12 protein-coding genes are annotated in these 16,360 nt (G+C 65.1%); 4 read left to right on the top strand and 8 right to left on the bottom strand.

What is annotated here, in order from left to right; all coding sequences use genetic code 11:
• Positions 1 to 27: 27 nt before the first annotated feature.
• The 5 genes from AC3WJE_RS10585 to AC3WJE_RS10565 form a co-directional block, all read right to left on the bottom strand.
• Complete coding sequence (locus AC3WJE_RS10585; RefSeq protein ID WP_493730755.1) at positions 28 to 867, bottom strand: energy transducer TonB; 840 nt, start codon at positions 865 to 867, stop codon at positions 28 to 30.
• Positions 868 to 1,107: 240 nt separating this feature from the next.
• Complete coding sequence (locus AC3WJE_RS10580; protein ID WP_493730754.1) at positions 1,108 to 2,394, bottom strand: hydroxymethylglutaryl-CoA reductase, degradative; 1,287 nt, start codon at positions 2,392 to 2,394, stop codon at positions 1,108 to 1,110.
• Between the two features lie 21 nt (positions 2,395 to 2,415).
• Positions 2,416 to 3,180, bottom strand: a complete 765-nt coding sequence (locus AC3WJE_RS10575; RefSeq protein WP_493730753.1) for an enoyl-CoA hydratase/isomerase family protein — start codon at positions 3,178 to 3,180, stop codon at positions 2,416 to 2,418.
• Positions 3,180 to 4,370: a CaiB/BaiF CoA transferase family protein gene (locus AC3WJE_RS10570; protein ID WP_493730752.1), complete on the bottom strand. Its 1,191-nt coding sequence runs from the start codon at positions 4,368 to 4,370 to the stop codon at positions 3,180 to 3,182. Before AC3WJE_RS10570 ends, AC3WJE_RS10575 begins: the two co-directional genes overlap by 1 nt.
• Before the next feature lie 139 nt (positions 4,371 to 4,509).
• Positions 4,510 to 5,001 (bottom strand): Lrp/AsnC family transcriptional regulator, encoded by a 492-nt coding sequence (locus tag AC3WJE_RS10565; RefSeq protein ID WP_493730751.1) that lies wholly within the window; start codon positions 4,999 to 5,001, stop codon positions 4,510 to 4,512.
• Between the two features lie 496 nt (positions 5,002 to 5,497).
• Between AC3WJE_RS10565 and AC3WJE_RS10560 the strand changes: the two genes are divergently transcribed.
• Both AC3WJE_RS10560 and AC3WJE_RS10555 read left to right on the top strand, forming a co-directional pair.
• Positions 5,498 to 6,637, top strand: a complete 1,140-nt coding sequence (locus tag AC3WJE_RS10560; protein WP_493730750.1) for a helix-turn-helix transcriptional regulator — start codon at positions 5,498 to 5,500, stop codon at positions 6,635 to 6,637.
• The gene (locus AC3WJE_RS10555; protein ID WP_493730749.1) at positions 6,634 to 8,082 is read left to right on the top strand and encodes an alpha/beta hydrolase family protein; all 1,449 of its coding nucleotides are present in this window, start codon (positions 6,634 to 6,636) and stop codon (positions 8,080 to 8,082) included. The genes AC3WJE_RS10560 and AC3WJE_RS10555 overlap by 4 nt, the downstream gene beginning before the upstream one ends.
• 55 nt (positions 8,083 to 8,137) lie before the next feature.
• On the opposite strand, the gene AC3WJE_RS10550 is transcribed toward AC3WJE_RS10555, so the two are convergent.
• The 3 genes from AC3WJE_RS10550 to argE form a co-directional block, all read right to left on the bottom strand.
• Positions 8,138 to 10,264 (bottom strand): TonB-dependent siderophore receptor, encoded by a 2,127-nt coding sequence (locus AC3WJE_RS10550; RefSeq protein ID WP_493730748.1) that lies wholly within the window; start codon positions 10,262 to 10,264, stop codon positions 8,138 to 8,140.
• Positions 10,265 to 10,374: 110 nt separating this feature from the next.
• The gene (locus AC3WJE_RS10545; RefSeq protein WP_493730747.1) at positions 10,375 to 11,688 is read right to left on the bottom strand and encodes a spinster family MFS transporter; all 1,314 of its coding nucleotides are present in this window, start codon (positions 11,686 to 11,688) and stop codon (positions 10,375 to 10,377) included.
• Positions 11,685 to 12,863 (bottom strand): acetylornithine deacetylase, encoded by a 1,179-nt coding sequence (argE, locus tag AC3WJE_RS10540; protein WP_493730746.1) that lies wholly within the window; start codon positions 12,861 to 12,863, stop codon positions 11,685 to 11,687. Before argE ends, AC3WJE_RS10545 begins: the two co-directional genes overlap by 4 nt.
• 349 nt (positions 12,864 to 13,212) lie before the next feature.
• Here argE and AC3WJE_RS10535 point away from each other — a divergent pair, with 349 nt between their 5' ends.
• A complete protein-coding gene (locus tag AC3WJE_RS10535; protein WP_493730745.1) occupies positions 13,213 to 14,664 on the top strand; it encodes an amidase family protein in 1,452 nt (483 codons plus the stop codon).
• A 32-nt stretch (positions 14,665 to 14,696) separates the two neighbouring features.
• Entirely contained in the window at positions 14,697 to 16,358 is a 1,662-nt protein-coding gene (locus AC3WJE_RS10530) for an alpha/beta hydrolase fold domain-containing protein (RefSeq protein WP_493730744.1), read from the top strand.
• Positions 16,359 to 16,360: the final 2 nt, after the last annotated feature.

Genomic DNA, 16,360 nt, shown 5'->3' with positions numbered 1-16,360 from the left:
TCCCTTCAACATCAGCCCATTGCCGGATCAGCCGCCCTGCAGCGGAGTGAGCAGGCGCGGGCCGTTCTGCTGACCCGCCATATAGACACGCCCCTCGACCAATGCATCGGGCGAGAAACCCTCCTTATCCTCCCCAGTCACCCAGGATGCGCGCTCACGCGGCCCCGGCACATAGCTGAACCAGCGGCCATAGTCGCCATCCTTGGACTGATTTCCAAAGCTATAGAAGACCGGCACACGTACCGTCCAATAGGGCTCGGCGACATGCTCGCCTTCAGTGGGCGGACGGAACGTCCATTTGCGGGCCGTGCCCAATGCGCTCTTTGCGAGAATGCCGCGGAATGTGCGCATCTGTGCTTCCGGAGCTACGACCCGTAGGTTGACCTGCTCGGCCACCGCATCCTGCACACTGCCGTCGCGACCGACCTTGAGAATCAGATACACGGTGCCCGTGACACCCGCGTTGACAGCATTCGAAGGATAGCCCGGCGGCGCCATCTTGATCGAGGTCACGCGGTCGGAACGCTTCTCGTCATTGCCCTCGAAGCTCGCACTGCTTATCCCGATCCGGTATTGACCGTCATCGAGCTTCTTGGCGACCACGCGCACGCTCATCGGTGCACGCGCCAGAACCGCCTTGCCGTCGACCGCGACCGGCTCGAACTTCCATTGTTGCGCCGAATTGCGGACGAACTGGACCACGCCCTCGGGCAGCTTTTCTTCGCGATCGAACGCAACCTTCGATACCGAGCCATCCGGCTCGATGTCGATCTTTCCTTCCACCAGCAGACTGCTCTCGATCTGCTTGCGCACGCTCGCTGGCCCCGCGGCTACGGCTGGTGCCGTGCCCACCAACAGCGTGAGCAACAACAGCCATCCGGTCCCCACTACCGTCTTCCGCTCCATCTTCTGTATGACGCGCTCCTTGTACGATCTGGGCGGATTAAATCGCAGTCCGCATCCAGTGACAAATCACGCCGGTCGCAGCGCATCCGCATAGGACGCGGGATGATCGTCCTGCCAATGCGATGGCTGCATGCACGGCACTTCAAGCGACCATCGTCTAGTCGACAGTAACGCCCTCATGACGGTTCAGACGGGGCTTCTTTACTCTGGAAGCAGGTCGCGTTCGGCCCTGAGCCCGGCGATGATCTGCTGCGCGCGGTCCAAGCGCACGTGACCGTCGGCCACCAGACGCTCCACCAGTGGCCCGATCTCGTCCGCTACCGCCCCTGCTGCGATCGCCACGTTGCGTGCGTGCAACGACATGTGACCGCGCTGGATGCCCTCCGTCGCCAGCGCGCGCAGCGCGGCCGTGTTCTGCGCAAGCCCGACTGCGGCCGTGATCTCGGCCAACTGCCGGGCACTGTTGCTGCCCAACAGTTTCACCGCAGCCTGCGCCGTCGGGTGGGTTCTGGTCGCTCCGCCGACCAGCCCCAGCGCGAGCGGCAGCTCCAGTGACCCGACCAGATGCCCATCGGCATCCTTCTCGAAGTGCGACAGCGACGTGTAGCGCCCGTCCCGGCATGCGTGGCAATGCGCTCCGGCTTCGACCGCGCGGGTGTCGTTGCCGGTTGCAAGCACCACTGCGGAGATGCCATTCATGATGCCCTTGTTGTGGGTGGCGGCACGGTACGGATCGGCAGCGGCGAACCGATACGCGTCGACGATGGCGTCCACCACCTCAGTGCCGCCGATCTTCTCCGAATCGAACACCGCGCGTGCGCGCACCAGGCGCAGGTCGGCCTTGTTGGAGAGGATCCGCAGCAAGCTCCGCCCGCGTGCGATCGCGGCGATCCTCGGCGCCAGCGCCTCGGCCATGGTGTTGACCGCGTTCGCGCCCATTGCATCGCGGACGTCGACCTGCAGGTGCACGACCACGCAACGAAACGCGCCCGACTCGATCAGTCGCACCTCGATGTCGCGGGCGCCGCCACCGAGTTCGACCAACAGGGGATCCTGCGCGTTGGCCAGTTCGATGAGCTCTTCGCGGGCCTCCAGCAGACGCAGGCGAGCGCCCTGGGGATCGGCGACATCCAGGAGTTGCACCTGCGCGATCATCACCGGCGCCATGCTGGAAGTGTGGAATCCGCCGTGCACGCGCGCGATCAGTGCGGCGTTGCTCGCGGCTGCAACCACCGAGGGCTCTTCGGTAGCCATCGGCACCAGATAGTCGGTGCCGTTGATCAGAAAATTAGCGGCTATCCCGAGCGGAATCGCGATGGTTCCCACCGCGTTCTCGATCATGCGGTCGGCGATCGATGCCATCGCGGCATCCGTCTCCCGCAACGGGCGCAGTTCATCGGCTGGCAATCCGCTGAACTCGACGATCTGGTGGAAGCGACCTTCCGGATCCAGTTTGTAGAAGCCGGGAATGCGACTGGTGACGTTCATGTCTGTCCTGGAGAAAGTGGGTCAATCGAAGACCGGGGTCTGCCTGTGCGCGAAAGCAGCCAGCCCGCGCCGTGCGTCTGCGCTGGTGAAGGCGCGCTGACCCAGCCGGGCCTCCTCGGCGAACGCCTCGGCTTCCGGCAGGTGGACCAGGCGATGCACCGACTCTTTGATCACCGCAAGCGCGGCTGGACTGAGCGCCTTGATCCGCTCGGCGATCGCCAGCGTCTGCGGCATCAACTCTGCTGGCGACACGACGCGGTTGAGCAATCCTTTGGCGAGCAGCTCGTGTGCGCTGAAACCGTTCGCAGTGAGCAGCAGTTCCATCGCGTGCGCATAGGGAATCTGCCTGACCAGGCGGACCAGCGTCCCGCCTGCCGGCACGATGCCAAGCGAGGCCTCGGGCAATGCGAATGTCGCGGTATCCGATGCGATCCGGATATCCGTGCCCAGCATGATCTCGAAGCCACCGCCCAGGCACAGGCCATTGATCGCGCACAGAACCGGCTTGTAGAGCCGCAGGTTCTTCAAGTGGGCGTCATCCCATTGCGAGATGTCGAACCGGTCCTCCATGAGCGCGGGAATCGACTCGCCGAGGTCGGCGCCCACGCAGAACGCGCGTTGACCGCTAGCGGTCAGGATCACCACGCGGACACGTTTGTCATCGCGCGCGGCGACGAATGCCTCGCCCAACTCGCGATACATCGAAAGCGTCAATGCATTGAGTTTTTTCGGACGGTCGAAGCGGACCATCGCGATGCCGTCGGAGACATCGTATGCAATCGTCATCACACCGCTCCCAGTGACTTCAGGCGCTGCAAGGCTTCCGCATCAATGCCGAGCAGCTCCGCATAGATCCCGGCGTTGTGCTGGCCGATGCGCGGCGCGTGTCCACCCACATCCGCCTGCGTGCAGGAGAGCTTGATCGGCGTGCCGAACATCCCGACCCGCCCCTCCGGATACTCGACGTCCACGATCATTCCGCGTGCCGCGATGTGGGGGTCTTCGACGACCTCCTTGATGTTCTTCACCGCGCACAGCGGAATGTCGTCTCCCGCCAGCGCTTCCAGTTCGGCCTTGCTCCGCTCCCGGAACCATGCCTCCACGACCGGCTTGACCCGGCGTGCATACACGTCCGGATCGAAACGCTTGGCCATGCTGTCAATCTCTGGATCGTCGATCAGCTCGGGAGTGCCGAACTTGTGGCACGACAACGTCCACAGCTTGTCGTTGTACGCGCCGAAAAACACGTGACCGTCCTGGCAGGGAAACTGTCCGTAGGGCCGGACGAACGGATGTTCGTTGCCGAGCGGACCGGCAATTTCACCATCGACGGTGTACTTGACGACCGCGTTCTCGGTCAGCGCCAGCACCGCATCCTGCTGGGACACGTCGACCATCTGCCCCAATCCCGTCCGCTCCGCTTCGCGGATGGCGGCGAGCACGCCGATCGTGGCGAACAACGTGGCGGACACGTCGCCGATGATCGTGCCAACCCGTACCGGTGTGCGGTCGGGAAAACCATTCATCGACCACAATCCACCGGTGGCCTGGCCGCTGTTGTCGAACCCCGGCTTGAGCGCATTCGGCCCGGTTTGTCCGAACCCGCTGATCGCCGCATACACCAGCCGGGGATTCTCGGCGCGCAGGGTCTCGTAGCCCACGCTGAAGCGTTGCATGGTGCCAGGCCGAAAGTTCTCGACCAGCACGTCGGCATGCGCCACCAGCTTCTTGAGCAGTTCCCGGCCGGCCTCGTGCTTGAGGTTGAGGGTGATGCCCTCCTTGTTGCGGTTGTACTGCGCGAAGAACGCGCTGAACCGCGCATCGCCTTCGCCGACGAACGGCGGAAAATCGCGGACGTAGTCCGGGTCATCGGGATGCTCGATCTTGATCACGCGCGCGCCGAGGTCGGCCAGGATCATCGAGCAGTAGGGACCGGCCACGACACGCGTGATATCCAGCACCACGAGTCCACGCAACGGGCCACTCCGCTGCCCGGAAACAGGCACAGCGGCGGATTCTGATTCTTTCATCACCTGCCCTCCCCGGTGGCGGATGCACGCCGCGTGCCGGCTCCATCCTGGAAGGCGATGAGATGTCCGTGCATGCAGGCGAGGCTCAGTCCGGATTGCCCGCCGACGTCAGCGGGTAACCTTCGAACGACTTCACGTCCTCCATCAGGAAATTGGAGACGATCTTCTCCACGCCGAAATCGCCGTTCGTCATCTCCCGCATGACGCGCTTCCAGTCGTGGATGTCGCCCACCACCACGCGCAACATGTAGTCGTAGTGGCCACTGATCCGCACCGATTCCACGATCTCCGGCGTTGTCCTCACCCACTCGTCGAAGCCCACGAACCTGCCGACCGAATGCCGCTCGAAGGAGACCTGCGCGATCACGATGGTGACGGTGCGGATCCGATCGATCGCGATATGGGCGCGGTAGCCCATGATGAAGCCTCGTGTCTCCAGATCGCGGACCCGGCGCAGACATGCACTGGCCGACAGCGCGACCCGGTCGGCCAGCACCTGATTCTTGATCTGGGCGTTCTCCTGCAAGGCGTGGAGGATCTTCAGGTCGATCCGATCGAGGGAATCCTTCTGGGACATGGGCAGTACCAAGCGTGGCGTCAACTGGAATCTCGCACCCGGGCCGGTGGGCGACCATCGCACTATCGATGCACATCCCTGCAGGAAGGCGACGCCGCCGTGGGCATACGCGGCGTATTTCGGCATCCTGGCGTCGGCTCCTGGCGTCTGTGCCTGCCGTCACGCCGAGTTGTTGCTTGGTCGACGTCGCCCCCTCTTCCAAAACAAGCACATGGCGCAGGCCGCATACTCGGAACCGCCACTGGACAGCGGACCGATGCCGGCCTTTCATGAAGGGGGATGAGGAGGCGAGTTCCAAGATCTGAGCCGTCACTGGAAAGTGATCCGAGCGTAGCCCCGGGACAGCGCGAGGTAGGTGCCGATCAGGGCGGCGACTTAGCCGAAACCGACCCGGGCATGCGCCGACGCCAGCACTCGCCGTCAGCGGATGCAGCCGGTCCCGAGTCTGATGGAGGCATGATGTGTATTGATTCGAGCAAGCACGGGGGGATGTCTGATGATGCTCAACGACCGCACTATTGAGGACATGCTGGACTGCGCCGGGCAGCCAGCGGAAGCAGCGCGCTGGCGCGGCACAACGGTGCTCGAAGGCTGGCGCGAGCCGCTCGTCTCGGGACATGGTTTCCGGCATCGCTACGATCAGTCCGTAGGAAACGGCGGCTGGGAATTCATGCAGCTCAACGACGCGCTGTCGATCGCGGTGGTCGATTTCCGCGCCGCATGCCCGATCTCGCGCTCGCACCGCCATGACGATCATCTGGTGTTCTGCGCCATGATCGAGGGACGCACCAGGATTTCCGCCGGCGACGATCCTGCCGACGAGGCGCTCGCGCATGGGTTCTGTACGTTCTTCGGTCTTTCGCATGGCGATGCCGTGCATACGGTTTACGAACCGCACCGCACGCTGCGCTATGTCTCGGTTTTCCTGCGCCGCGACCGGATCCAGGATGTACTCGGCCTGGACGCCAATGCACTACCGGCGATCTTCCGTGACTACATCCTTCACCGGACCCCGATCGGCTTGCGTCACACGCCGCTCGGCAGCAGCGCGAGCATCGCGGCGACGCAGGCGTTCGAATGCCCCTATGAAGGCGAGCTGCGACGGCTTTATCTGATCGCCAAGTCGATCGAGATCGTGTGCGCGGCGATCCAGTCATATGCCGAGGGCAACGATGCCGACAGCCCGGTGCTGCGACGCTCCGACGTCGAGAAGGTCGGGCTCGCCAAGCGGCTCATCGAGGAGAACCTCGATGAGCCGCTGAGCGTGACCGAACTCGCTGCTGCAGTCGGCATGACGATCAAGAAACTGCAGCATGGATTCCAGGTATTGCTACGCGGCAGCGTGGGGCAGGTCTACAAGCAGGTCAGGCTGACGAAGGCGATGGCACTGGTCAGCAAGAGCGATATGCCGATGATCGACATCGCAATCGAATGTGGATACGAATGTCCGGGAAGCTTCACGCGCGCGTTCAAGCTCGCGTTCGGCTCCAGCCCGACCCTCGCCCGCACGATGGCGATGCGCGGCATGTACACGGAGTTGCCGCGTGAACGATCCCGCCAACTGCCAGCGCTTGGCGGCGGTCCGCTTGTGGACAGAGACACTGGTTTCGCGGTGGCCGAACAGGCGTGGCGATGACCCACACCCGCTTCCGCGCCACGCGCCGACCCAATCAATCCGAGGGGTACTTGCATGCAATCGCCAACAGCCGCTGCGCCGGGAGTGATCACACGCTTTCGCGTTGCCGTCGATACAAAGGAATCATGATGGGACGTTCGTTCATTGTGATTGCGATTGCGATCGCGGTGTGCTCCACCGTCGCGCAGGCCTCGGTGCCGGCATTGCCGATGCCGGATGGCAAGTATGCCGTCGGTGTCGCCAAGGCCGAGTTCGTCGACCCATCGCGCCGACTCGACGCCGATGACCCGGCCAGTGGGCCGAGGCGGCTACCGGCGCTCGTGTGGTACCCGGCTGAAGGTCGCGCGGTCGGCGACAGCGCTTATCTTGAGACCGACACGGCCGCCGTTACCGTGCCCGCGCTCGCCCGCAACTTTGGCTACACCGAAGACGAACTGCACGCGATGACCACCGCGCGCATGGCGGTGCGGCCGGAGGCGCCTCCGGCCCGGCGAATGCAGGGGTTCCCGGTTGTGGTCTTCAGCCATGGCTTCTTCCTGTATCCGGAACAGAACAGCGTGCTCGCCGCACGTCTGGCGAGCCACGGTTACATCGTGGTGTCGATCACGCATCCAGGGGACACCACCGATGTGCGTCTGCAGGATGGCCGCATCATCGCGACCAAGCCTGCCGGCACCGGCGACGATCCACGATTCGCCAAGGCGCTGCAGGTTCTGGTGAGCGGGGCGGACCTCGCGGCGCGGCGCGAGGCACTGACCGATTACGCCGAGGCGCTTGCGGCGACGCGGATCGGTCGTTCGCTTGTCGAATGGCGTGCCGATACGCTGGCGGTCGCCCAGGCCATCCTCGACGGCAACGCTCCCCCGGCGCTGCGCCAACCGCTGATCGCCACCGACCGCCACCGTATTGCCTTCGCCGGCATGTCGTTCGGCGGCGCAACAGCGGCTACGAGCTGCAGGCAGGTCGATGCTTGCCGTGCAGCGGTGAATCTGGATGGGCAGAATTTCGATCCCGACCTCTTCGACCAACCGGTCGGACGGCCGCTGTTGCTGATGTTGAGTGACTGGACCCGCTACAGCCTGTTCGAGGGCCAGCCACAACAACCCGACTTCAGCCCGAATGACCTCGCCTACGCCGCATGGCGCAATGTCGGCGAGGACAAGGATGTGCTGCGAGTCCGTCTTGAAGGCGCCCGCCACATGGGATTCACCGATCTTGTGACCCTGCTGACGGGCCCGAAACGGGAAGCGCGGGTGGGCAGCATCGACGGCGACGAAGCACTGTCGGCAACCGGCGATCTGGTCCTCGCGTTCCTGGATGAACATCTACGCGATGGCGATACCGCAGGTATCGATCACGCGATCGAACGTCACCCTGCCCTGAAGCGCCACATCGCCGAACGCCTCAAGGGATGGATCAGCAGCGACAACGAGCAGACGCCCTAGCGCTGGCTCAGCGGCTCGGGGGCGAGCGACAAAGCCGCCGCCCCTGCCCACACGATCAGAACCGCCAGTCCAGGTTCACGGAGTAGTGGCGTGGCGCGCCGTAGTAACTGGCCGAGTACAGGCTGTTGATGTACTTCTCGTCGGTGAGATTACCGACGTTGGCACGCAACGTAAGGTTGGGCTGGATATCCCAGGCGGCGAACGCGTTGAGTATCGCGTAGCTGCCCTGGCGTACGCGGTAGCCGCTGTAGGTGTCCGTGTTGGACACCTCGCTCTGCCAGCGACCGCCCACCCCGAAGGACAGTGCCGTATAGCTCGGCACACGCATGCTGAGTATCAGGTTGGCGGTACGGCGCGGCACCCACGCGTAAGTATCGCTACCGTTCTGACCACTCATCCGCAGCTGGGTATAGCCGAAGACCAGATCGAGATGCTCGTTGAGCCTGCCGGTCGCCTCGAACTCGAAGCCCTTCGATTCGACGTCGACGCCGGTGTAGTAGGAGTACGCGTAGCCGGTCTCGAACACCATACCCGCATAGGTGGCCAGTCCTTCCTGCTTGGCACTGAACCAGGCCAGCGTCGTCAGCAGGCGTCGATCCAGCCATTCGGCCTTGAGGCCCATCTCGTAGTTCACGCCCTTGCTCGGATCGAGATAGTCGTGATTGATGTCGTAGCGGTCCTGCGGCTGGTAGATATCCGAATAGTTGACGTAGCCGAGCACCTTGTCGCTGAAGTCCCAGGTCAAACCGGCGTAGGGACTGAGGTTGCTCTCGGTCTGATCAAAACGCGCGGCTTCGGCGTCGATGCCATCGCGGTGATACTCGGCCCAGTTGAAGCCGACGATGGCCTTGAGCCGCTCGGTCAACGACACCCGCGTCGCGCCGAACGCGCGCTTCAGCCGCTGATTCAACTGGGTATAGAAGATGCGGTCATTCCAGACCGGCTCGGGAATCGCGTTGCCGGCGTATGGGAAGCCCGGCAGCAGTCCGAAGGCCGGGCCGGAGAAATCCGCCGGGTTGTACCACTCCGTTCCCTCGCTCCTGGCCACGCTCATGCCCAACAACGCTTCCTGCTCGCGACCGAACAGGTGGAAGCGGCCGTTGATCGCGATGTCGCCCAGATGGGCGGTCGTCTTGTACGGGCTCTTGTAGGCCCAGCCCACCAGGCCCTCGCCGGTAACCGGATCCAGCCCGGTGGGGGAATAGGCCATGAACAGTTGCGAATCATGATCATAGAGGCGGTAGTTGTAGGACGCCTTCAGGCGCCAGTCCGCACCGAGATAATGCGTGTATTCGACGAATCCGTTATGGGTGGTCGAGTTCCAGTACGTCCAGTCCTGCGTGGTCGAGGCGCTGCGGTCCCATTCGAGCTGGCGGCCATCGTTGGCCACGAAGGTCAGCGTCCCCCACATGTTGCCGTTGGTGTCGGCCTGCTGCCAGGAATAGCCGAACGCCAGCGTGCCGTTTTCACCGATCTGCCCGTCGACCACACCGTAGAGGAAGGTCCGCTCGCTCTCGAAATCACGCAGGTACGAGTTGCTGTTCTCGCGCGCGGCCACCACGCGGCCGGCCCAGGTGCCGTCGCTGGTGAACGGCGTTGAGTAATCCGCCTCGACACGCCGCTTGTCCCACGAACCGTAACTGACCCCCACCGAGCCCTGCGTGTCATTGGTCGGGCGCTTGCGTACGTAGTTGATCGTGCCCGAGGCATTGCCCACGCCGGTCAGCAGACCGTTGGCGCCACGGATCACTTCCAGTTTGTCGTAGCCGAAGGCGTCCATCGCATTGGTGACGACGCCCCACCCATTAGGCAGGCCGACACCGTCGATCTGGGTGTTCCTGATCTCGAAGCCGCGTGCGAGGAACTGGGTGAGGTTGGTCGAGACCTCCTCGACCTGGATGCCGGTGGCCAGACGCAACGCGTCGTTGAGGCTGGTGGCGCCGAACTGCTCCATCTGCTTGCTATCGACCACACTGATCGATTGCGGAGTTTCCTTGATATCCAGATCGAGATTGGTTGCACCGTTGCTGACTCGGTTGGCACGCTGGCCAACCACGCGTACCGCATCCAGATCGGTGGGTTCTGTGTCGGTAGTCGCGGTGCCGGTCTGGGCGAATGTCGGCGTCGCCAGGAGCGCGAGGAACATCGCACATGGAATCGGCATGCGGGTGGGGTTGTTCATGTCGGCCTCTCTCCAAAGGTTCTTGTCATCCGGCGGCGATGGCATCGAGCCGGCCCATGACGAACCTAGCCGGCCTCTCTCCCGGCAGCTTGGCGGTCCAAGGTGGATGCTTATCCATTCGATGCCGACGCAGGCGCGGAACGCTCGCGGGCATCGATATCGGCGCGAAGATGACGTGCCGCCATGACGAAGCCGAACACCGACACGGCAGAGCCGGCCATCGCGGCAAGCATGGCGTAGCGCAGCGAGTCCTCGCCCAGCGTTGGCTTCCACAGATCGCTGGCGAGACCGACGAACTGCGGCCCCAGGCCGAGGCCGACGACGTTGTCGATCAGGATCAGGGTCGCCACGGCGGTCGCGCGGCTACGCAACGGCACCAGTCGCTGGACGACCGCGATGGTCGGGCCGATGAACGCGGCGGTCAGCGACAGCGGGACGATGGCGGCCGCCAGTGCGATGCCCGTGTCCTGCGCGAGGAAGCAGATCGGCGCCAACGGTAGCGGCGCCAGCGCAGCAAGCGCGGGGATGTAGGAATACCAGCGCTGGTCGCCGCGCCCGAAACGGTCGGCAAGATGCCCGGCCGCATAGGTCGCCAGGCCGCCGCAGACGCCCATGATCAGGGCCATGGTGATGCCGATCTCGCCGGTCGACATGCCATGGCTGCGGGCCAGGAACAGCGGAAAGAAACCGCCCAGCGCATAGGCGGTGAAACAGGTCGAGCACGCGCCCAGCGCGGTGTAGCGGAAAGCACGGCTCTGCCAAAGTTGGCGCATCACCATGCCGAGCGCGGGCGCGTCGTCATGTGAGACCGCAGGGTCGCTCGCACCGCGCTGCGGATCGCGCACGGTCACCAGCATCACCACCGTGAGCACCAGCCCCGGGACGCCGGCGGCGAAGAACGCGGCACGCCAGCCCCATGCCTGGGCGATCGCCCCACCTGCGGCAAACGCGACCAGTACCCCGAGGTTGGCGCCGGTGGCGTAGACCGCCTGTGCGCGTGCGCGCCGCTGCGGTGGATAGAGATCGGTGATCATCGTCTGCGAGGCGGGCCCGGTACCCGCCTCGCCCACGCCGGTCAGGATGCGTGCCACGACCAGTTGCCAGAATTGCACTACGAGGCCGCAGGCGATCGTCATCGTCGAGAACAGCGCAAGCGACACCGCGATCAACCAGCGGCGATTGATCCGGTCGGCGAGCAGCGCCAGCGGCAGGCCCATCGTGGCGTAGAACAGCGCGAAGGTCGGTCCCACCAGCAGTCCAAGCGAGGTATCCGACAGGCCGAACTCTGCCTTCACCTGCGGCAGCAGGATCGCCAGGATCTGGCGATCGATGAAGTTCACCAGATAGATGGAGGTCAGCACGCCGAGCACCCAACTGCGGCGGCCGGCGATCCGGGGGGAGCTACTGACGGAGACGTCGGTCACCTGCACAACTCCTCGATCAAGCGGTCCATGAATGCCTCGCCTGCGACGAGCTGGTGGATCTCGATGTACTCATCGGGCTGATGTGCCTGCGCGATCCAGCCGGGGCCACAGATCACGGTCGGCAGCCCGGCGCGCTCGAACAACCCTGCCTCCGCGACATAGGATGCAGCCTCGCGCTCGCTCGTGCCGGCCAACTGCGATGCCAGTTGCAGCGCGTGCGTACCGGCTGCGACCGCGCCGGTCAGGGCCGGCACATCAGAAAGTATCTCGGTGACGATACGGCACGCCGGGAAGCGCATCCGCATCGCGGACTCCAGTTGCCTGGCGTGCGCCTCGACCTCGTCGTACACCGCCCGCGCTTCCAGCGGCGAGGCCGAGCGGATGTCCCAGACGAAGGCGCATTGCCTGGCGAGAATATTCGCCGCCGTGCCGCCCTGGATCAGGCCGATGGTGATGGTGGTATGCGGCGGCTCGAAACCGTTCGCGGCGGGCGCGGCGGCCACCAGGCGATCGCCGATCTCCACGATCCGCGACATCAGCCGTGTCGCCACCACGTTCGCGCTGATGCCCAGATGCGTCTGGCTGGAATGCGCCTCGTGGCCGGTCACGGTAGTGCGCAACCCCATGATGCCCTTGTGCCTGTCGACGATCCGCATCCCGGTCGGTTCCCCCACGATCACCAAACCGGGCGTGGGCAGGTTGGTCATGATCGTCTCGATCAGCGAAGGCGCTCCCAGCAAGCCGACCTCCTCGTCGTAGGACAGGGCGAAATGCACCGGCCGCTTGAGTCCGGCATCCAGCATCGCCGGCACCCGCGACAAACCGGCCGCGAGAAAGCCCTTCATATCCGCCGTACCCCGGCCATGGAGCCGTCCATCGCGCTCGGACAGCGTCCACGGGTCGCTGCTCCAATCCTGTCCATCGACCGGCACCACGTCGGTGTGGCCGGACAGCACCACCCCGCCAGCGACATCCGGACCGATGGAGAACAGCAGGTTCGCCTTGCGGCGTTCCGCGTCCATGACCCGCACCGAACGCACGCCGAGCCCGCCGAGCCACGCTTCGATCGCCTCGATCAGCGCCAGGTTGGAATTGCGGGAGGTGGTATCGAAGGCGACCAGCCGTGCGAGCCAGTCGAGTGCGCTCGTGGGATCGGTTGAGGAAGTGCGTGGCAAGGCCGGCCCCGTTACTGAAAGGTGTTCCGAGCGTAGCCCCGGGACGCTGCGCCGAAGACGCCGATCAAGGCAACGACTTAACCGAAACAGCCGCCGCCGCAGGTCGGACGCGGGTTTGCTGCTACCGCCCGCACGTCGCGGTTATCGATGGACGTGTTCGGCGAAGTCGGCGGATGAGATGGCGAAGCATCGGAACTTCGTCGTGGACAGCATGAAATGCCATGACCGATCGACAACGTCCTCCCGCCGCATATGTCGGCCCGCACGGCTTCGATCCGCGCGCCGCGCAGCGGTAACCGATGTGTCCTTCGCCCTTGCAGCCTCAGTAGCACCGGAGCCTTTCGCACGCATGTCCGTCCGTTCCCCCCTCACGCGCTCTGATGCGTTCACCATCGGCCGCCTCGATGCCCACGACCAGGCCGCGTTGGTGCAAGCCGGCGACATCGACGCCGGTGGTCTGGTAGAAGCCGCGATCCTGCGGATCGAGGCACTGGACCCACAATTGCAGGCGTTGAGCCATCGCGCATTCGGATTGGCACGCCGCACGGCCACCGCGCTGGATAGCTCCGTCGGCGGCGCATCCACGCGTGGCGCGATGGCAGGCGTGCCCTGGTTGGCCAAGGACTCGCTGGACTATCCGGGCATGCCGACGCTGGCATGCTCACGCAGCCGCAGCGGGGCGCTGCTGGAACACGGATACCCCTATGTCCAGCGACTCCTCGCGCAGGGCCTGGTCGCAGTCGGCAAGTCGTCAATGCCGGAGTTCGGGCTGCTCGCTTCGACAGAACCACTGCAAGGCCCGGTAACCCGCAACCCGTGGTCGCTGGCGCATTCGCCCGGCGGCTCCAGCGGCGGAGCGGCTGCCGCGGTCGCCGCCGGCCTGGTGCCCTTCGCGCACGGCAGCGATGGCGGCGGTTCGATCCGGCTGCCCTCCTCCTGCTGCGGCGTGGTGGGGCTGAAGCCCGGCCGCGACAGCACGGTGCGTGTGCGTGCACGCCACCTCGTCGAGGATCTTCTGGTGGCCGACTGCCTGCATTCGCGCAGCGTACGTGATACCGCCTGGGCATTCGCCGCGACCCATCTGCAGGCAGGACGCACGATGGTCCAGGGGCCTTCGAGCAGACGCCTGAAGATCGCGGTGATCGAACATGGTCTGCGCGGTAGTGCGCCGCATCCGGAAGTCCGACAAGCCATCACGCACACGGCGACGTTGTGCGCATCGCTGGGCCATCGGGTGGAGCACGCTCAATGGCCGCTCGATGGGGACGCTTTCCTGGGCGCATTCGAAGACCTGTGGTCGCATCTGGCGGCCGACTGCGTCGACGCCGCCCGTGCGCGGGTCGGCGCGCACCGCCTGGAGGACATGCTGGAGCCGTGGACGCTGGACCTCGGCGCGCGTGGGCAGCGTCTGCCCACGCATGCGCTGGAAGCGGCCTACCGGCAGATCGCGCAGCTTCCACAACTGTTGGCCACCTTCTTCAGCACTTTCGACGTCGTACTGACCCCGGTGGTCAGCGCACCGCCTCCGCTGCTGGGAACCTTCGCGCCGGATGTGCCGATGCAGACCCTGATGAAGACGATGTTCGAGTGGATCGACTACACGCCTCTGCAGAACATGGCAGGTACACCGGCGATCGCGCTGCCGTTGTCGCGTAGCCGCGGCGGCCTGCCGATCGGCAGCATGTTCGCGGCCGACCGCGGACAGGAGGACACCCTGCTCGCACTCGCCTATGAACTCGAAGCGACGAGCCCCTGGGTCGACCACTGGCCGGCTCATTCGGTGGCCGCGTCCATCCAATGAACCTCCCCCCGATCGACTCAGCGCCGGACATCATGCCCACTCCATCGCTTTTCCGGCCGCTCTCCGATCAGAGCGCGACCGATCTCGTCGCCGAACAACCCTTCGCCTGGATCGTGTCCGGCCCAGCCGGAGCGCTGTCGGCCACACCGCTGCCGGTCCAGGTCGAATGCGATACCGCCGGCCGGCCGTTGCGCCTGCTCGGACACTTCGCGCGCAGCAACCCGCAGTGGCGCGCACTGGCCGACGATCCGCGCGCGACGGTACTGCTGATCGGCCCGCACGGCTATATCTCGCCGTCCTGGTTCGCCGATCGCACCCGTGCACCGACCTGGAACTACACCAGCATCGTGTTCGACGTGGACATCGAACTGCGTGACACGCCGGAGGATGCCGACCGCCTGCTGCGACGACTGACCGCCGACCAGGAACGGGAGCGCCCAGGCGCATGGCGCGTCGAGGAGATGGGCGAGCGCTACTTCGCATTGCGCGAACACGTCGTCGGCTTCCACGCGCACATCCGCGAATCGCGCGCCACCTTCAAGCTGGGCCAGGACGAACGTGACGACGTCTTCGACGACATCCTGCGCGGGCTGTGGGATACACGGCAGCACTCGCTGGCCACGTGGATGCGCCGTTTCGACGGCGGCCGTGGCGCCGGTGCGATCGCCGCCATCACCCCGTCGGCCAAGCCGATCGACCCGGAGATAGCCCACTTCATCGACAGCGTGATCGCCGAAGGCCGCCGCCTGCGAGCCGGGCGAACCCTGGACTGGCCGGCCCAGCGCGAGATCGTGGAGCAGGTCCGGCGCCCCTGGTGCGAAGGCGGGCCGACGATCGCGCGCATCGAAGAGATCTTCGCCGATACCCGGCATGGCCCGGTCCGACTGCGCATCTACGATCCAGCGCCCGGCACGGCCAAGCCGACGCTCGGCTTCCTGCATGGCGGCGGCTGGGCGATGTTCAGCCTGAACACCCACGACCGGGTGATGCGCGAACTGGCCGCGCGCGCCGGTGTTGCCGTGGTCGGCATCGACTACGCACTGTCGCCCGAGGTGCACTATCCCGTCGCAATGGAACAGGTCGTCGATGTCGTGCGCTGGCTGCAGGCGAACGGCGCAGAGCACGGACTCGATGCAGACCGGCTGGCGCTCGGCGGAGATTCCGCCGGCGGCAACCTGACCACCGGTGCGGCGCTCAAACTGCGCGATCTCGGCGAAGCCGATCGCATCGGCGCCATCCTGAGCTACTACGCAGGATTCACGCCCGATTGCTCACCGCATTCGCGCCGCCGCTACGGTACCGACGCAGACATGCTGACCGCGCAGGAAGTAGATACCTTCTGGAACCATTACATCTCCCGGCCCGGCGACCGCAACGATCCGTATGCCCATGGCCTGCTGGCCGAGCTGACAGGGCTGCCTCCCTTCTTCATCGGCGTCGGCGAGTGCGACGTACTCACCGAACAGAATCTGGCGATGGCCGGCAAACTGCTCGCATCGGGCGTGAACGTCGAGGTGAAGCTCTATCCGGGCGCACCCCACAGCTTCATCGAAGCGGTGTCGGTGTCTTCCATCGCCCGGCAGGCACTGGAGGACGGCGCCGTGTTCCTGCGCAGGGTGTTCGGGCTCGACGGTGGTGAGCACATTGATCACCCCCGAGTCCGGGCCGAGGACGCCCTCATCGCGGCGGGATGAGC

The organism is Pseudomonas sp. GW821-FHT07E12 (assembly GCF_058986605.1).
The sequence above is the reverse complement of the archived record's forward strand: the minus strand, read 5'-3'. Positions and strand labels throughout refer to the sequence as shown.